At 64.4% G+C, this 17,321-nt stretch carries 13 protein-coding genes and 1 tRNA gene; 7 read left to right on the top strand and 7 right to left on the bottom strand.

What is annotated here, in order from left to right; genetic code table 11:
* Nucleotides 1-3: 3 nt before the first annotated feature.
* Both B2585_RS15910 and B2585_RS15905 read right to left on the bottom strand, forming a co-directional pair.
* Entirely contained in the window at nucleotides 4-2,292 is a 2,289-nt protein-coding gene (locus B2585_RS15910) for a xanthine dehydrogenase family protein molybdopterin-binding subunit (protein WP_292024928.1), read from the bottom strand.
* A gap of 30 nt (nucleotides 2,293-2,322) precedes the next feature.
* On the bottom strand, nucleotides 2,323-3,474 hold the full coding sequence (locus B2585_RS15905) for a type III PLP-dependent enzyme (protein WP_292024927.1): 1,152 nt from the start codon (nucleotides 3,472-3,474) through the stop codon (nucleotides 2,323-2,325).
* A gap of 116 nt (nucleotides 3,475-3,590) precedes the next feature.
* On the opposite strand from B2585_RS15905, the gene B2585_RS15900 reads away from it, so the two are divergent.
* The 4 genes from B2585_RS15900 (at nucleotide 3,591) to B2585_RS15885 (ending at nucleotide 10,098) form a co-directional block, all read left to right on the top strand.
* Complete coding sequence (locus B2585_RS15900) at nucleotides 3,591-4,022, top strand: Lrp/AsnC family transcriptional regulator (RefSeq protein ID WP_292024926.1); 432 nt, start codon at nucleotides 3,591-3,593, stop codon at nucleotides 4,020-4,022.
* Nucleotides 4,023-4,050: 28 nt separating this feature from the next.
* Nucleotides 4,051-5,679, top strand: a complete 1,629-nt coding sequence (locus tag B2585_RS15895) for an alpha-D-glucose phosphate-specific phosphoglucomutase (RefSeq protein ID WP_292024925.1) — start codon at nucleotides 4,051-4,053, stop codon at nucleotides 5,677-5,679.
* A gap of 179 nt (nucleotides 5,680-5,858) precedes the next feature.
* Complete coding sequence (locus B2585_RS15890; protein ID WP_292024924.1) at nucleotides 5,859-8,951, top strand: valine--tRNA ligase; 3,093 nt, start codon at nucleotides 5,859-5,861, stop codon at nucleotides 8,949-8,951.
* A 208-nt stretch (nucleotides 8,952-9,159) separates the two neighbouring features.
* Complete coding sequence (locus tag B2585_RS15885; RefSeq protein WP_292024923.1) at nucleotides 9,160-10,098, top strand: bifunctional riboflavin kinase/FAD synthetase; 939 nt, start codon at nucleotides 9,160-9,162, stop codon at nucleotides 10,096-10,098.
* Between the two features lie 5 nt (nucleotides 10,099-10,103).
* On the opposite strand, the gene B2585_RS15880 is transcribed toward B2585_RS15885, so the two are convergent.
* Nucleotides 10,104-10,853 carry a sulfotransferase family 2 domain-containing protein gene (locus B2585_RS15880; RefSeq protein WP_292024922.1) on the bottom strand — a complete coding sequence of 250 codons (750 nt, stop codon included), beginning with the start codon at nucleotides 10,851-10,853 and terminating at the stop codon, nucleotides 10,104-10,106.
* Nucleotides 10,854-10,948: 95 nt separating this feature from the next.
* Nucleotides 10,949-12,934 (bottom strand): glycosyltransferase, encoded by a 1,986-nt coding sequence (locus tag B2585_RS15875; protein WP_292024921.1) that lies wholly within the window; start codon nucleotides 12,932-12,934, stop codon nucleotides 10,949-10,951.
* Nucleotides 12,935-13,348: 414 nt separating this feature from the next.
* Between B2585_RS15875 and B2585_RS15870 the strand changes: the two genes are divergently transcribed.
* Nucleotides 13,349-14,323 (top strand): NAD-dependent epimerase/dehydratase family protein, encoded by a 975-nt coding sequence (locus B2585_RS15870; RefSeq protein WP_292024920.1) that lies wholly within the window; start codon nucleotides 13,349-13,351, stop codon nucleotides 14,321-14,323.
* An 80-nt stretch (nucleotides 14,324-14,403) separates the two neighbouring features.
* Here the strand turns inward: B2585_RS15870 and B2585_RS15865 are convergent.
* Nucleotides 14,404-14,490: transfer RNA gene (locus tag B2585_RS15865), tRNA-Leu, on the bottom strand.
* A gap of 202 nt (nucleotides 14,491-14,692) precedes the next feature.
* Here B2585_RS15865 and B2585_RS15860 point away from each other — a divergent pair.
* On the top strand, nucleotides 14,693-15,025 hold the full coding sequence (locus B2585_RS15860; protein WP_292024919.1) for a hypothetical protein: 333 nt from the start codon (nucleotides 14,693-14,695) through the stop codon (nucleotides 15,023-15,025).
* Here B2585_RS15860 and B2585_RS15855 read toward each other — a convergent pair.
* On the bottom strand, nucleotides 14,977-15,492 hold the full coding sequence (locus B2585_RS15855) for a DUF2306 domain-containing protein (RefSeq protein WP_292024918.1): 516 nt from the start codon (nucleotides 15,490-15,492) through the stop codon (nucleotides 14,977-14,979). The genes B2585_RS15860 and B2585_RS15855 overlap by 49 nt on opposite strands.
* Before the next feature lie 140 nt (nucleotides 15,493-15,632).
* The gene (locus B2585_RS15850) at nucleotides 15,633-16,391 is read right to left on the bottom strand and encodes a hypothetical protein (RefSeq protein ID WP_292024917.1); all 759 of its coding nucleotides are present in this window, start codon (nucleotides 16,389-16,391) and stop codon (nucleotides 15,633-15,635) included.
* Between the two features lie 125 nt (nucleotides 16,392-16,516).
* On the opposite strand from B2585_RS15850, the gene B2585_RS15845 reads away from it, so the two are divergent.
* Complete coding sequence (locus tag B2585_RS15845) at nucleotides 16,517-17,317, top strand: LytTR family DNA-binding domain-containing protein (protein ID WP_292024916.1); 801 nt, start codon at nucleotides 16,517-16,519, stop codon at nucleotides 17,315-17,317.
* Nucleotides 17,318-17,321 lie beyond the last annotated feature (4 nt).

Below are 17,321 nucleotides of genomic sequence, written 5' to 3'. Positions count from 1 at the left end.
TCATCACTTGGCGTCCTGGATCATCTGCCACACGCGCATCGGCGTGTAGGGCATCTGCGGTTCACGCACGCCAACCTGCCACAGCGCATCCGTCAGCGCATTGCCGATGGCACCCATCGAACCAACGGTCCCCGCTTCGCCGCAACCCTTCATCCCCATGACATTCGCGGTCGAGGGAACCGGCTCGGTCGTGAATTTGAAGAACGGAACCAGCTCGGCGATCGGCATGGCGTAATCCATGAAGGAGGCGGTCAGCATCTGCCCGTCCTCGTCGGTCACGAGATGTTCCATCATAAGCTGTCCCATGCCCTGCACGACGCCGCCGTGGACCTGTCCCTCGACGAGCATCGGGTTGATGAGGTTTCCGAAGTCGTCCGTCACCGTATAGCGGACAAGCGCGCTCTGGCCCGTCTCGGGATCGACCTCCACCTCGGCGACATGCGCGCCGTTCGGGAAGGACCGCGCGGGGAGTTTGGCGGTCTCGGTCACGCGCAAGATGTCCTCCCGCCCTTTCGACTTCGCCAGCGCCGCCGCGTCCAGCATCGTCGGGGTCAGGTTGGAGCCCTCGATGCGGAACACCTCGTCATCGAATGTCACCGCGCTTTCGTCCACGCCCTCGAGTTCGGCGAGGAAAGCTGTGAAATTCCTGACGGTCGTCTCCACCGTCGTCAGCGTGACGTTGTTCTGAACCGTCACCGAGCGCGACCCGCCGGTGCCGCCGCCCCGCGCGATGCGGTCACTGTCGCCTTGCACGATTTCGATCTTGTCGACCGGAATCCCGGTCTGATCGGACAGGAACTTGGCATAAACCGTCTCATGCCCCTGTCCGTTGGACTGGGTACCAACGTACAGCAGCGCCCGCCCGTCCTCGGTGAACTCAAGCGTCGCGTCCTCCTCGGGCGACCCGAGGATCGACTCGATGTAATAGGCGAGCCCGATACCGCGCAGCTTGCCCGCCTTCGCGCTCTCTTCCGCTCGCTTGGCATATCCGCCGAGGTCACACTCTTCGGCCACCCGCGCCAGTACGCGGTTGAAGTCGCCCACGTCGTAGGTTTCGCCCGACACGGTGTCATAGGGAAAGGCCTCGGGCGGGATGAAGTTCTTGCGCCTGAGATCCCAGGCATCGACACCCAGAATGCGCGCAGCGCGGTCCATCATCGTCTCGAGCAGATAGATCGCCTCGGGCCGCCCGGCTCCGCGATACGCATCCACCTGCACGGTGTTGGTATAGACCCCCTTGGCGTTCTGCCACGCCGTGCGGATGTCGTAGACGCCGGTCAGCACACGCGCGAACAGGTGCGACTGCATCATTTGCCCGAACTGGGAATTATAGGCGCCCAGGTCCGAGACGGTGTCGACCTTGTAGGCGGTGATCCTGAAATTCTCATCGAAGGCGAGAGTCGCGGTATGACGCACGGCCCGCCCGGCATTGTCGGACAGGAGCGACTCCGTGCGATCCGCCATCCAGCGCACGGGGTGTCCCAGCGCCCGCGCCGCCTGACACAGAACGATGTATTCCGGGTACATCTGCCCCTTCATGCCGAAACCACCGCCGACGTCCGGATTCGTCACCCGCAGATCCTCGGGTGCGATGCCCAGCGCCGAAGAAATCTGGTCTTTCGGCCCCCAGACTCCCTGCCCCGACAGCGCGATGTGAAGGCGTCCGCCCTCCAGTGTTTCGGCATAGGCCCCGCGCGGTTCCATCGACACGGCGGCCACGCGGGTGTCTTCGACATTGCAGGTCACGACGTGTGCGGCCTCGGCAATCGCCGCCTCGGTCGCGTCGCGGTCGCCCAATCCGTAGTCGTAGGCGAGGTTGTCCGCCACATCGTCATGGACCAGCGGCCCGCCCGGCGCGATGTCGATATGCACGTCGAGTTCGTCGAGCTCCAGCTCGATCATTTCAGCGGCGTCGCGGGCGGTGTCGATGGTATCGGCGACGATGAAGGCCACGGCCTCCCCCACGAAGCGCACCTTGCCCTTGGCCAGCGGGGGTCGCGCAGGGGTCGCACCCTTTGAGCCATCGATGTTCTTCACGGTCGCCGCGTACATTGCCATGCTCACGCCGGCTGCCTCCAGGTCCTCGGCGGTGAGCACCAGATGCACCCCATCCAAAGCCCGCGCCTCTTCGGCGTCGAGCGTGGTGATGGTGCCATGCGCCACTTGGGACCGCAGGAAATAGCCGTAATACGATCCTTCGGGAGCGATATCGTCGACGTATCCCCCCTCGCCTTTCAGAAAGCGAACATCCTCAAGCCGTGCATAAGATTGAGACTTGCCGAACTTTTCCATGATGACTCCCGCGCGTTGACGAACGTCACCCTAGCTTTGCGTCGCGCGATGTCCACCCCGGCGCACCGTCACGATTTCATGCGCCCCGTAGCCATTGAATCGCGTATTGGTTGCAGTGGAGTAAGCACCCATCCCGTCGAAGATAAGAAAGTCGCCCTCGTCCACGTCGCCGGGCAGCCCGACCTCACCCGGAAGCCGGTCGAGCGAGTCGCATGTTGGCCCATAAAGCACCCGCGGATGAGGCGCGCCATTGCGCGGGCGGCCTTCGGACGTGACGGTCCGCAAACGGGCATATGGCCCCATGATCGGCACCTCGGCGAGCAGGCCATAGATGCCGTCGTTGAGGAACAGCCCGCCGCATTCACGCAATGCCTTCACCCGCACGGCCAGTGAAAAGGATTCGGCTACCATCGCGCGCCCCGGCTCACACACGAGACGCGGAGGGGTGTCGGGAAACGCCAGTGCCGTGGCGCGGGCGATCTCGGCAAAGATCGGCTCCAGCGCGGCCCCTTTGCCACGGTCGGACGGAAAGCCGCCGCCCACGTTGAGCCGGGAGAGGCGCACACCGGCCTGCCGTGCGACCTCTGCACAGGTCTCGATGTACCGCCCCCAGGCGCCGGGATCGGTGCATTGCGTGCCGGGATGAAACGTCATGGCCGGGGTGAAGCCCGCCTCGACCACCGATTGCAGGAGCGTCACGCAGCCCTCCGGCGGCTCCCCGAACTTGGCGCCGAAGTCATAGGCGGCGCCCGGCACCGGCAGGGCGAGCCTGACGGAGACTTCGCGCCCTTCAGGCACGCGGCCGCTGAGCTTGGCGAGTTCCCCCGGACCGTCGACGGAATAGGAGGCGACATCGGCCTCCACCGCCGCGTCGATCTCCGCCCGGCTGCGGACGGGGTTGTTGTAATGGAGCGCGGCGCCCGGCACCGCCGCGCGCACCAGCGCGATCTCGGCGGGCGAGGCCACGTCAAAGGCGCGGATACCGGCCTGCGCCAGCGTGTCGATCACTGCCGGATTGTCGTTGGCCTTCACCGCATAGGTCACGAGCCCCGGAAACCCGGTGCGAAACCGCCGCGCGGTATCCGCGAGAGTTTCCGGCGAGAAATAAAGCACCGGATGATCCGGCGTTACGGATTTCAGATGATCGATCTCGGTCGACCAGATGCGGGAATACCTGCTCATATCCTGCCCTCACGCGTATTCATTTGGAAAGCGTGAGGCCGAGTTCCGTCGATTCATAACGACAGAACGGGCGTTTCGTGCTTTTCTTTCGTCAAAACGACGAAAGAACCGACGATATGGACGAAACCGACCGCCGCCTCATCGCACGGCTGGGCGAAAACGCCCGCATCCCGGTCGCGACCCTCGCCCGCGACCTCGACCTCGCGCGCTCCACCGTGCAGGCGCGGCTCGAACGGCTGGAACGAACCGGCGTCATCGCGGGTTATGCGCTCAGGCTGGGAGATGCGGCCAAAGCCGATCAGATCCGCGCCACCGTCCTTCTGGCCCTTGAACCGCGTGCCACGGCGGCGGTGATCGCCCGGCTGGACCGGATGCCGGAAGTGGAGGCGGCGCATACCGCCTCCGGCCGCGCCGACCTCGTGCTCACGCTGGCGGCGCCCACGACCGCCGCGCTGGACCGGGCGCTGGACCGGATCGGAGAGATTGACGGTGTAAAAGGGTCAGAGACGCTGATACATCTATCGACCAAGATACAAAGGCCGGGCTGACCCGGCGACGAGAGGAATGGACGCCGAGATGCAGATCAAGACACGCGCCACACGCCCGATCGAAGGCCAGAAACCCGGCACGTCGGGCCTGCGGAAAACGACCGAGGTCTTCTCGCGGCCTGACTTCCTGCAAAACTATGTGCAGGCGATTTTCAACACCATCGAACCTGCGGGCAGAACCTATATCGTCGGCGGCGACGGACGTTACTTCAACGACATCGCGATCGCCAAAATTCTGCGGATGGCCGCGGCGAACGGGGTGAAGAAGATTATCGTCGGGCGCGGCGGATTGCTCTCCACGCCGGCAGCCTCGCACCTGATCCGCAAATATGGAACCGACGGCGGCTTTATCCTGTCGGCGAGCCACAACCCCGGTGGCCCCAAGGGCGATTTCGGGCTGAAGTACAACACGGAAACCGGCGGGCCGGCGGCGGAAGCGATCACCGACGCGATCCATGCCGAGACGCAGACGCTCACCGAATACCACATCGCGCAGGAAGATGCGCCCGAGATCACGGAGGAGGGCACCTTCACCCTTGGCAACATGACGATCGAAGTGGTGGACCCGGTGGCGGATTACGCTGACCTCATGGAAACGCTGATCGACTTCGACGCGATCCGCGACCTGATCTCGCGCGGCTTCACCCTGCGCTTCGATGCGATGCATGCCGTGACCGGCCCCTATGCAGTCGAGATCCTCGAACGTCGGCTCGGCGCGAAACACGGCAGTGTCGTGAACCGCCGCCCTTCCCCCGATTTCGGCGGCGGCCACCCGGACCCGAATCCGGTATGGGCCAAGGACCTGGTCGATCACATGATGGTCCCGGACGGCCCGGATTTCGGCGCGGCCTCGGACGGGGATGGCGACCGCAACATGATCATGGGCCAAGGCATCTACGTCACACCCTCCGACAGCCTCGCCGTGATCGCGGCCAACGCCCATCTTGCCCCCGGCTACGCCGACGGGATCGCAGGGATCGCGCGCTCCATGCCGACGTCGGCCGCCGCCGACCGCGTGGCCGAGGCGCTCGGCATTGCCGCGCACCAGACGCCCACAGGCTGGAAATTCTTCGGCACCCTGCTCGACGCCGGACAGGTCACGATCTGCGGCGAAGAAAGCGCCGGAACAGGGTCCAGCCATGTGCGCGAAAAGGACGGGCTCTGGGCCGTGCTCCTCTGGCTCAACATCATCGCGGCGCGCGGACAGTCCGTGCAGCAGATCATGGAGGATCATTGGGGCCGTTTCGGGCGCACCTATTACTCCCGCCATGACTACGAGGCGGTAGACAGCGACATCGCCGGCACGATCATGGACGATCTGCGGGCTGCCCTCGAAACCCTGCCGGGGAAGAGCTTTGCCGGTCTCACCGTGACCGAGGCGCGCGATTTCGACTACACCGACCCGGTCGATGGATCGACCGCCACGTCGCAAGGCATTATCCTCGGTTTCGAAGGCGGCGCGCGCGCCGTGCTGCGCCTGTCGGGCACGGGGACGCAGGGGGCGACGATCCGGCTCTATCTGGAGAACCACGAGAAACCGACCGGCAATCTGCGCCAGGACCCCCAGAAAGCGCTGGAGCGTGTGGCCCGCGCCGCCGACCAGATCGCGGACCTCGAGAAGCGCACGGGCCGCAGCGCGCCGGACGTGGTGACCTGACAAGACATCCGCCGCCCCGATCCCGCGCATCATTCCCGGCTTTCGAGTCGCGGTCGTCACGCCTCCCGCAATAAAGCGCGGGCGCCAGCCCGCACAATTTGGAAGCGCCGCCTTCCCCTTCCCGGCCAAGGCCGTTATCACGCCATCGACCGAAGCCACCCAGGAACGGGGACAATCTCATGGCCATGGACAAGACCTTCGACGCCAAAACCGCCGAGCCGCGCATTTCCGCGGCCTGGGACGAGGCGAACGCCTTCGCTGCCGGGGCCAACGCCTCGCGGGACGAGACTTTCACAGTCATGATCCCGCCGCCCAACGTGACCGGCGCGCTCCATGTGGGCCACGCATTCAACAACACGCTTCAGGACATCCTCGTGCGTTGGCACCGTATGCGCGGGTTCGATACGCTCTGGCAGCCGGGTCAGGACCATGCGGGCATCGCCACCCAGCTTCAGGTCGAAAAGATGCTGGCCAACACCCAGCAACCCTCGCGCCGGGAACTCGGGCGCGAGGCCTTTCTCGACAAGGTGTGGGAATGGAAGGGGCAGTATGGCGGCACCATCGTCGAACAGCTCAAGCGCCTCGGCGCCTCCTGCGACTGGGACCGCAACGCCTTCACCATGGCCGGGGCCGATGGCGACCCGCGCACGGGGCATGAGAACTCCCCCAACTTCCACGACGCGGTCATCAAGGTCTTTCTCGACATGTATGAGAAGGGCTACATCTACCGCGGCAAGCGGCTGGTGAACTGGGACCCGCATTTCGAGACCGCGATTTCCGATCTGGAAGTCGAGAACATCGAAGTGCAGGGCCATATGTGGCACTTCAAATACCCTCTGGCGGGGGGCGAGACCTATACCTACGTCGAAAAGGACGAGGACGGGAACGTCACGCTCACCGAAGAGCGCGATTACATCTCGATTGCCACGACCCGGCCCGAAACCATGCTGGGCGACGGGGCTGTGGCGGTCCATCCCAAAGACGAACGCTATGCCCCCATCGTGGGCAAGCTCTGTGAGATTCCGGTGGGTCCGAAAGAGCATCGCCGCCTGATCCCGATCATCAGCGACGACTACCCGGACCCGGACTTTGGCTCGGGCGCGGTCAAGATCACCGGCGCGCATGACTTCAATGATTACGGCGTCGCCTCGCGCGGTGGCATCCCGATGTACCGGCTCATGGATATGGCCGGCCAGATGCGCGCGGATGGCGAAGATTACGCCACCTGTGCCACGCGGGCGCAGGAGATTGCCGAGGGCGCGGATTTCACCGGGGCCGAGGTCGACACGCTCAATCTGGTCCCCGACGACCTACGCGGGCTGGACCGGTTCGAGGCACGGGAACGAGTTGTCGAGCAGATCAATGCCGAGGGACTCGCCGTCACCATCGCCAACGAAGACGGAGACATGGTCCCGTTCGTCGAGAACAAGCCGATCATGCAGCCGTTCGGCGATCGCTCCAAGGTCGTGATCGAACCGATGCTGACGGATCAGTGGTTCGTGGATGCTGAAAAGGTCGTCGGCCCCGCGCTCGACGCCGTGCGCGAGGGGCGCACCAAGATCATCCCCGAAGCGGGCGAGAAGACCTATTACCACTGGCTCGAGAACATCGAGCCCTGGTGCATTTCGCGCCAGCTCTGGTGGGGTCATCAGATCCCCGTCTGGTACGGGCTGGACCTGAGCTACACCGATTACGTCAGCGCCGATGGCGATCTGGACGAGATCGAAATGCTCAAGGTGCTTTTGGGTGGCCTCGTCCATCGGGGCGAAGTGCATCACGCCGCCGAGACGTTCGAGGGCGTGGTCGACGCGTTCACCGACGAGATCGCGGATACGCCGGTGCCGATCAATCACATGCGCATCATCGAAGTGGCCGACAAGAAAGAGGCCATCGACGTTCTGGCTGACACGCTCGCCCGCTACACCGTCGATCAGGACCCGTCCAAGCTGGTCTATCCGGTCTGGCGCGACCCGGATGTGCTCGACACATGGTTCTCGTCCGGCCTGTGGCCAATCGGAACGCTGGGCTGGCCGGATGAGACGCCGGAACTGGCCAAGTATTTTCCGACCGACGTGCTCGTCACCGGGTTCGACATCCTGTTCTTCTGGGTCGCGCGGATGATGATGATGCAGCTCGCCGTGGTCGACAAGGAGCCGTTCCACACCGTCTATCTTCACCAGCTCGTGCGAGACGAGAAGGGCAAGAAGATGTCCAAGACGACCGGCAACGTCATCGACCCGCTGGAGATCATCGACGAATACGGCGCGGACGCGCTGCGCTTCACCAATGCTTCGATGGCGGCCATCGGTGGCGTGCTGAAGCTGTCCGAAGAGCGGATCAAGGGCTATCGCAACTTCGGCACCAAGCTCTGGAACGCGGCCCGGTTTGCCGAGATGAACGACTGCAAGCCGGACCCGGCGTTCGACCCAGCGGGTGTGACGGCCACGGTCAACAAGTGGATCGTGGGCGAGACCGCGCGCATCCGCGTGACGGTGGACGAGGCGATCACCGCCTACCGGTTCAACGACGCGGCCAACGGGCTTTACGCCTATGTCTGGGGCAAGGTCTGCGACTGGTATCTGGAGTTCGCCAAGCCCCTTCTGGCCTCGGACGATGCGGCCGTTGTGGCCGAGACGCGGGCGACGATGGCCTGGGTCATCGACCAGTGTCTGATCCTGCTCCACCCGATCATGCCGTTCATCACGGAAGAGCTCTGGGGTCAGATCGCGGCACGTGACACGCTGCTGGTCCATCAGGACTGGCCCACCTACGGCGCCGAACTGATCGACGCGGATGCGGACCGGGAACTCAATTGGGTCGTGTGGCTGATCGAGGACGTGCGTTCGGCGCGCGCCCAGATGCATGTACCGGCCGGGCTGAAAATTCCCATGATCCTGCGTGATCTGGACGACGCGGGCCGGGCGGCCTTCGCCACCAACGAGACGCTGATCCTCAAGCTGGGGCGCATCGACAGCGTGACCGAGATGGCCGACCTGCCCAAGGGCTGTGTGACCATTCCGGTCGAGGGCGGCACCTTTGCCTTGCCGCTCGCCGACATCATCGACGTGGACGAGGAAAAGGCGCGGTTGGAAAAAACGCTGGGTAAGCTGGAGAAAGAGATCGGGGGACTGAAAGGCCGGTTGAACAACCCGAAATTCGCCCAGAACGCCCCGGACGAGGTGGTGGCCGAAGCGCAAGGCAACCTCGACGCGCGCGAGGACGAAGCGGCCAAGCTGCGCGAGGCTTTGGCCCGACTGGCCGAGATCGGCTGAGGGGTTGCGCCGGGGCTGGTGCCCCGTCGCGGTGGCTCGCTACGCTCGCGGGGACGACCTCCCCGGGGGCGTGAGGGATGAGGAGGTGCGAGGGGGCTGTCTGCCCCCGCGCGCTTCGCGCCCCCCCCGAAGGTTTCGGGAAACAGAGAAGGGGTTCGGGACGTCATTCCCGCTTGCGACCCAAGTGTGGCGGGGCTACTCCCGCCCTATGCGCATCATTCGTGATTTTCAGTTCGTCGAAGATCGGGACCGGGGGGCATCGGCTGCCATCGGGAATTTCGACGGCGTGCACCGGGGCCACCAGTTCGTCATCGACATCGCGCGGCGCGAGGCCACGGCCTCGGGCGCGCCGCTGGGCGTCATGACGTTCGAGCCGCACCCGCGCGAGTATTTCGTGCCCGGTGGCGATCCCTTCCGGCTGATGAATGCCGAAGCGCGGGCCAACCGGCTCGACTGGCTCGGCGTCGAGTTGCTTTATGAACTGACCTTCAACGACACCCTGTCTGCTCTCACGCCCGAGGATTTCGCGCGGCGGGTGATCGTGGAGGGGCTGGGCCTGAGCCATGTCGTCGTGGGGGCGGATTTCCATTTCGGGGCCAAGCGCGCCGGGACCACGGAGACGCTTATCGCTCTGGGCGAGGCGCTGGGCTTTGGCGTGACCGTTGCGCCGCTGATGCGCGATGACGACGTGGAGATCAGCTCCACCGCCATCCGCGAGGCGCTGACCGAGGGCCGCCCGCAGGATGCCGCACGGATGCTGGGGCACTGGCACCGGGTGGACGGCGAAGTGATCCGGGGCGACCAGCGCGGGCGCGACCTGGGCTATCCCACGATCAACATGTCCATCGCCGGACTGCATCCGCCCAAATACGGGGTCTATGCCGTCAAGGCCGACGTGCTGACCGGCCCGCACGCCGGTGAATACGGGGGCGCGGCCTCCATCGGCGTGCGCCCGACCTTCGGGGAAAACATCCCGAACATCGAGACGTTCCTCTTCGACTTCCGCGGCGACCTTTATGGCGAGCATATCTCGGTCGCCCTTGTCGATTACCTGCGGCCCGAAGAAAGGTTCGAAGATATCGACGCGCTCATCATGCAGATGGACGCGGATTGCGCCAAGGCGCGGGCGGTCCTCGCCGACCTTTGACGAGCTCAGGCGCTGCGGGCCGCGCGCTCCACGGCCTGCCCCACAAAACACCCTTTATCACGCACGAAGGCGAGGAGTTCCTGATCCTCGGCGGTGGCCGCGGCGACACGCGCGCGCACGGCAGATGACAGTGAACGGCGCGTCACCCCGTGGGTCGAGACGTTGAGCCGTGTGGTTCCATCCCAGCTCACCCCGAGCCATGACTGCGCGACACGGTTGGCCGCCTCCATCTCCTCCACACAGCCGACGAAGGCGAAATGCGCCTCGATATTGGCGCGGGCGGCGGCAAAAGTGGCTGTGTGGTCGGCCGACAATTCCTGGCACTGATGATTGCAGATCGCGCGCGGGTCGTTGTCGATCAGAAAGAGCGCGAAGTCGTCGAGTGTCATCTCTGCCGCCTGCTGGTGCCATTTCTCCCCGACCGTCTCGCGGAAGTAATTGTAGCTCGACACCATCCGGTCGATGGGATCGCGGATGAAGGTGAAACAGGTGGGCGAGCCTTTCTCGGCGGCCTGATAGGCCGCATTGATCCGCGCGAAGGAATAATGCCCGCTGATGATGCGGGTTTCGGGTGCGTCCAATGCGGCGGCGATGTCAGGCAGGAAGGTATCCCCGTCGTTGATCTTGGGAACCGCGTCACTGCCCAGAACCGAGCGCATCTGGATCTGGATCGACGTTCCCGCCGCCTTGAACAGATGGACGAAGGCCGGCGGCTTGATGTGGTGGACGGGCGGATTGGTGACGCTGGTCAGCATGGCGCGGCCTTTCGGGTCGGACCCATGAAGGGACCGTAGCGGTTATGGTGCGGTCGGTCCATTCCGGCGGGGCGGGCGCAATTGATAGCGGACACTCAGAAATCCTTTCCGCTCATCTCATGGGCCAGCGGGCCGGGCGCCAGGCGCATAGCGAGCTCGGAAAACGAGCTCCAGGTCGAGGCGAGCAACCGGGGTGCGCGGCCCAGCAGGATCGCATCGGCCAGCGCATAGGCCAGCTGCTCGGGCGAGCGGTCGTACAGGTCACGGTGCAGATGCGTCGCCCGTTCGCCGAACGTCGCCTCGAAGGCGCGGTAGGCCTCGGGCGTGTCGGCAGCGACGAAGATTCGGTCCGCCTCCCCCGCCTTGCGAAGCGTCTCCACCCGATTGAGGAAGGCCGAGAAATGGCTCTTGTCACGCCAGAAACCAATCTCTGCCTGGCTCTCCTCGGTCCAGTTCTCGGTTGATTCGTAGCTGAGATGCGCGTCCTTCGCGCCGCCGACCATGCGGACATGGACGCTGACATCGTTGGGCGCGCGCACGGAGGCGACGAGGCCGCGCACGCGCGCGACCGGCGTGAGGTCGCGCAGAAAGGCGTTCTCGGCCTCCCAACTCGTGCCGCCGCAGTTCAGCACATAGGCCGAGCGGGCATAGAGGTCCCCCGCCCATGTAAGGTCGATGGGCGCGTCCTTTTCCGCCCCGGCCTCGATTTCCATGTAGTTGTAGACGCGGGCACCGAGCCGGGCGGCATCCGCTGCGAAACTCTCCTCGATCACCGCGCCGTCGTAGTCGAAAAGGTCCGTAAGACGCGCTTCGCAATGATCGTCGGGCTGCCACACTACCACGAGTTCGCGCCCGGTCGCCTTGGCCACAGCAGCGGCAGATCCCATCGCGCGCAAGCGGTTGCCCAACCCGTGCTGGGCGTCGATGAAAAGCCGCGTTCGATGCGGGACATAGGCCGGGGCGCGGATATCGGGGGCCGGCTTGGCGTCGCGCTCCTGCTGGCGCAGGGCGCGCCGCACGTCCTGTTCGTTGAGCGCGGCGGCGGGTTGCGACAGGAGGCACCGCAGGCGCGCGTCCTCCAGCCCGAGAACCGCTTGTCCGAACCGCCATGACGCCATGACACGCAGCGCAGTGTCGTCGGCCCGTTCGGCCACGAAGCGCGGCACCTCGTTCGGGTGGCTCGCACGACGGCGCAGGATTTCGGATCCGTCTGGCAGGGTCGTATGGGCGAGCGGCAGCGGTTCCAGATGCGGCTTCCAGTCCGGCATGAGTTCGACGAGGTAGCGATTGCGGCGGATGCCGAAATGCGGATCGCCCGTAATGAGGTCCAGCGCGCTGCCGGAGCGGCGGTTCACGCCCTCATCCAGCCGCTCCTCGTCCCCGTGCGGCTGATGATAGATCGTGTCCTGCACCACGTCGCGTCGGAGGGCGCCTTCGGTTTCAAGACGGTCGTAGAGGTCGTCATCGTCCCAGCCGTAGGAGGTGATGAACTCGTTGAACCCGCCCACACGGGCAAGCGCGGCGCGGTGGGTGTAGAAAAACCCGTTCGTGTGCTGCTGATCCTTCGTGGCGAGCTTCCAGTTGCCCGCGATGAACCCGTCGTCGGGGAGCGGGTTGCGGTCGAAAAAATCCGGATTGATGAGGATATCGGCGTCCGCCTTGACGATCCGGTCGTAACGCGACAGCCGGAAGCCCGCGTTATAGGCGTAAGACAGCGTCCACTTGTCCTCCCCCTCCACACGGACCACGCGCAGGCGCGGGTCCCGGATGCCGCGCGCGGCGAGGTCCCCGGCCACCGGCGTATCCGAGGACCAGTCGACGATGAGGATCTCGCTCAGCTCGTCGAGCGCGATCCACGACAACACCGCCTCGGCAAGGTTGTCGGTCCGGTTGCGCGCGCAGGAGACGAGGCTCACCCCCGGCTTCGCAATGGCTTCGAGGCGCGGCAGGGTCGTCGTGGTCGGCGACCGCATTTGCCCCTCAGGGCGCGCGGGTTCCGCGATGTCGATCGCGCGCAGCGCGCCGGAATTGAACGCGGCACCACGCTGCCGCACCTTCGTCAGAATATTGAGTATATCCAAGTTTTCTTGCCCGATGAGATGTCTCACCCCGGCAGCTCCCGGACCGACATTGGCGCAAGTGTTAATTCCGGTCAACGCGGTCCGAATTATTTTATGCAGTTTTTTGTTCTACAGAAGGAAAACGCGTTGTTTCGGATAATAATTTTTCAGACACCCAGAATATTAACCTTTCGTTAACCCTTTTTTGCATCCGACGGAAATACAGGTCCGTCAGTGAAAAAATTAAGGAATAGTTTGTCTCAGGACACTTGCCTCCGGGGGCTTCGGCTACGCGAGACCCAGCGCCTGAGGCGTTTGGCGCGGTGTGTCTTGAATGGCCCACACTTAACGGACGCGCGACAAATCGGACCTTGCGCGATCCGCCTGAAACTCTACGGTCCCTAAACCATCGAATACCATTTCTGGACGGAAAACATGAAAACAGCACTCGTACTCGGCGCCGGCGGCTTTATCGGCGGGCATCTCGTGAAACGCCTTAAGCGCGAGGGGTTCTGGGTGCGTGGCGTGGACCTTAAATTCCACGAACATGCAGAGACGGAAGCGGACGATTTCGTCATCGGCGATCTGCGCGAGCAGGACGTGGTGCGTTCGGTGATCGACCGGCGCTTCGACGAGGTCTACCAACTCGCCGCCGACATGGGCGGTGCGGGCTATGTATTCACTGGTGAGAATGACGCCGACATTATGCACAACTCGGCGACCATCAACCTGAACGTGCTGGACGCCTGCCACAAGCGCAACATCAAGCGGGTGTTCTACTCATCGTCGGCCTGCATGTATCCCGAGCACAACCAGCTCGACCCAGACAACCCGAACTGTGCCGAGGATAGCGCCTATCCGGCCAATCCCGACAGCGAATACGGGTGGGAAAAGCTGTTCTCGGAACGCCTCTACCTGGCCTACAACCGCAACTACGGAATGGAGTGTCGGGTCGCGCGTTATCACAACATCTTCGGCGTCGAGGGCACCTGGGACGGCGGCAAGGAAAAGGCCCCGGCCGCGCTGTGCCGCAAGGTCGCGATGACGCCCGAGGGCGGCACGATCGAGGTCTGGGGCGACGGGCTGCAAACCCGGTCGTTCCTCTATGTCGACGAATGCGTCGAGGGCTCGACCCGGCTGTTGCGCTCGGAATTCGAGGGACCCGTGAACATCGGGTCGGAAGAGATGATTTCGATCAACGACCTGGCCAGGATGGTGATCGACCTGTCCGGCAAGGATATCTCGATCCACAACATCCCCGGCCCCGAGGGCGTGCGTGGACGCAATTCCGACAACCGGCTGATCCGCGAAAAGCTGGATTGGGAGCCGACCGAGACCCTGCGCGCGGGGATGGAAAAGACCTACGCCTGGATCGCGGGCGAGGCTGCGCGCCGCCACAACCTCCACTGAACCCGCGGCCGGAACAGACCCTGAAAAACCAAAAGCCCCGCGATTTCGCTGGGCTTTGACGTTCTCCGAAAGTAGAGAAATGGTGCGGTCGAGAAGACTCGAACTTCCACGGGTGTTACCCCACAGCGACCTCAACGCTGCGCGTCTACCAATTCCGCCACGACCGCACTGTCTTGGCTTGGTGGCGCGCTGAATAGCGCGGGATTCGTGGGATGTGAAGAGGGGAAATCGCATTTCTTGGCAATGATACGCAGGCAGCCTGAAATTCGCACATGTACGGGCAAAACCGGCGCGATGCAGGCGAATGCGCGCGACAATCGTTGCCTCGCGGCACCGTGCCGGCCCCGGTAGACGCCCATATTCAACGGGGTGTCATCGCTCACGGTGGACGGGAGGGACCACAATCTCACCGAACGCCCCTCGCTCGCCCACGGGGTGTTCGATGACTACGGCATGAGCGGCAACACCCATTCGGTCGCGATATTCGGGACCTCGGCAAGCTGGCGCACCGGTGCCGGCGTCGCTTGTTATGCCGGCGTGATCGGCGGGGCGACGGGCGACGAGGTGGCCGGCGGGGTCGCGATCGAGCACGACAACACCGACATGCTTTACGATATGACGGGGATCGGCGCTCTCGTCGCCAACTTACACCTTCAGGCGCGGCTGGATTGCCGGTCGCGCCGGACGGCCCAGGCGATATAGGCCAGAGCTGCGACGACCATCGCAATGGTCAGTGGCGCGCCGAGAGTGTTGGCCGACCCCGGCTCACCGCTGCCGAAGACCACTTCGTTCATGATCCGTCCCGGCACGAGGGTCAGGCCCCCGGCAATCCCGAGGCCCCAGAGCGCGGTACCTTTCATGATCCCCTGATGCGCCTTAACGTTACCCCGGCGGATCTGGCGGATGGCGTTGAACAGGTTGAAAAGCACGAGAAGCGAAAGCGCGTGTATCGGGCTGAACGGGCCGATGAGCTGGTTCTCCATGATCCAGAAGGATGAGACCGCCGTGACCAGCATGTTGGTCACCCAGGCGTAGCCCGTGATCCTGTGCAAAAGGTCGCGTTTCCTGCGGAAAAGCGCGAAGGGCGTGAGCAGGATCGATTCCGTCGCAGCTATGACGTGGATCTGGACGGCGAGGTCTGCTTCGAAAAGCGGCGTGAGGTCGAACATGGGTCTCTCCATGGCTTGCGTTGCGATGGGAGACGGGTGGCAGGCGGCGCGGTCCGGCGCGAGCCTTGTTACGCGAATGCGGCGTCGAAACGCGTGTATGGCAAAGGATTGCCGTTCGCGAAGCGTGAATGGCAATCGCGTTACACGTTCAACCCGAGCCTACGCGCGGCTTTCATTTTCCGCTCGAATCCGATGGCCGAATAGGCCCGCTCGGCCTCGGCGGACCAGAGGCGCTTGCGGTCGACCTCAAGCCCGGTGGCCTTGGTCTTGGTCTCCGCCGCACGGGCGCGGGCCAGCGCCTCGGGCACGCGCGCCGGGTCGCGGCCCAGCCATCGGGCCAAAGCCTCGCCGCTGGCGTCGCCTTCGAGCAGATCATCAAAGCTGCAAAAGGCATAGCGGCGCGGCGAAAAGCCCGGCACACGCAGCAGGACGAGGCGCCGGATGCCCAGAAGCTCGTTCCAACGGTCCATCTGGACAGGCCCCTTCTGCCTGAGGAAGGCCACGAAGGCCGCATCGTCATCTTGGAAATTGTCACGCGACATCCACCGCACGTCACGGCGGCGATAGCGGAAGTCGACGAACTCCGACATGAGCGTCTTGCGCGGATGGCGGTAGGTGCAGATGAAGCGCAGGCCGGGAAAACGCAACGGGCGCAGGGCGACCGGGAAATGGCCAAAAGCCACTTCGCCGTCCTTCAAGCCCCGGATGACTTCCGCGTAGGGCCTGTTCTCAATGGTCGCCGTAGGCGTTTCTATGTTGACGGAAAGCGGGAAATCCTTGGTGCGCAGCACGTCGTTCAGTCCGACGTGGAAGCCCGTATCGGTGAAGCCGAGCTGGGCGAGGAATTCGGCCGTGAAATAGGTTCCGGCCTTGGGAATCGTGTTGATGTAGACCTTCATGTCCCGTCTTCGATGCCATCCCTGCCGGGTCTTGATACTGCAAGCAAAGCGCGGGGGAAACGGGCATCGTCTTGTCAGCGGGCGGTCCGTGGGGGAAACTGCGGTCTGGCAGAAAGGGAACCGACGTGACGCGCACGCCACTTCAGATCGCACGGCAGGAAATGGCCGCACTCGCGCGCAGTCGCGGCGCATGGGTCGGGCTTACCGCGACCGGCGTGATTCTTGGTCTGGCCGGCCCTTTCGGCACCGATGAGTTCATGCGCCCCCTTCCCAGAATCCTTTACTGGATCATCGTCGCCGCCATCGGTTTTTTCGTGGGGAGCGCGGTGGCCACGGTCGTCGCCGAAACCCTCCGCGCGCGCAGGGTCGGGCTGTGGACCTCGGTGATCGTCGCGGGGGCCTGTGCGGGTGTGGTGAACTTTACCCTTCTCCTCGCCGTGAATGCCGGCGTGTTCGGTGTCGAGTTCCTCGAACTGGAACCGCTTCTGATCCTCGGGGCGAACGTCGTCGTCATCTCGATCATCATCGCGGCCGCCTTCGTGGCCATCGAACGGCAGATAACAGGGGCCGAACCGGGCGAGATGAAGGGCTCCGGCCCAGCCGCCCCCGCCCCGCCCCGGCTGATCGACCGGCTGCCAGTCGACAAACGCGGGCGGCTGATCTCGGTCTCGGTGCAGGATCACTATGTCGAAGTCGCGACCACGAAAGGGGCCGAGCTGATCCTCTTGCGCCTCAGCGACGCGATGGGTGAGACGGGCGCGGTGTCTGGGATGCAGGTGCATCGCTCCCATTGGGTCGCGACCGGCGAGGTCACGGCGGCGCGGCGCGACGGTGCGCGCGCGATCCTCACCATGTCGGACGGGCGTGACATCCCCGTGAGCCGCACCTATGTCCCTGCGGTGAAGGAGGCGGGGCTTCTCCCGTAGGCGC

Origin of the sequence: Maritimibacter sp. UBA3975 (genome assembly GCF_002384975.1) — a bacterium.
In the GTDB taxonomy this organism is placed as follows: Bacteria; Pseudomonadota; Alphaproteobacteria; order Rhodobacterales; family Rhodobacteraceae; genus Maritimibacter.
Note: the sequence above shows the minus strand (reverse complement) of the source record. Positions and strands in the feature narration are given on the sequence as shown.

Bases quoted from the DNA above. Each gene is read 5' to 3' on its own strand.
- B2585_RS15910 (WP_292024928.1), bottom strand. From the start codon at position 2,292: ATGGAAAAGTTCGGCAAGTCTCAATCTTATGCACGGCTTGAGGATGTT.
- B2585_RS15905 (WP_292024927.1), bottom strand. From the start codon at position 3,474: ATGAGCAGGTATTCCCGCATCTGGTCGACCGAGATCGATCATCTGAAA.
- B2585_RS15900 (WP_292024926.1), top strand. From the start codon at position 3,591: ATGGACGAAACCGACCGCCGCCTCATCGCACGGCTGGGCGAAAACGCC.
- B2585_RS15895 (WP_292024925.1), top strand. From the start codon at position 4,051: ATGCAGATCAAGACACGCGCCACACGCCCGATCGAAGGCCAGAAACCC.
- B2585_RS15890 (WP_292024924.1), top strand. From the start codon at position 5,859: ATGGCCATGGACAAGACCTTCGACGCCAAAACCGCCGAGCCGCGCATT.
- B2585_RS15885 (WP_292024923.1), top strand. From the start codon at position 9,160: ATGCGCATCATTCGTGATTTTCAGTTCGTCGAAGATCGGGACCGGGGG.
- B2585_RS15880 (WP_292024922.1), bottom strand. From the start codon at position 10,853: ATGCTGACCAGCGTCACCAATCCGCCCGTCCACCACATCAAGCCGCCG.
- B2585_RS15870 (WP_292024920.1), top strand. From the start codon at position 13,349: ATGAAAACAGCACTCGTACTCGGCGCCGGCGGCTTTATCGGCGGGCAT.
- B2585_RS15855 (WP_292024918.1), bottom strand. From the start codon at position 15,492: ATGTTCGACCTCACGCCGCTTTTCGAAGCAGACCTCGCCGTCCAGATC.
- B2585_RS15850 (WP_292024917.1), bottom strand. From the start codon at position 16,391: ATGAAGGTCTACATCAACACGATTCCCAAGGCCGGAACCTATTTCACG.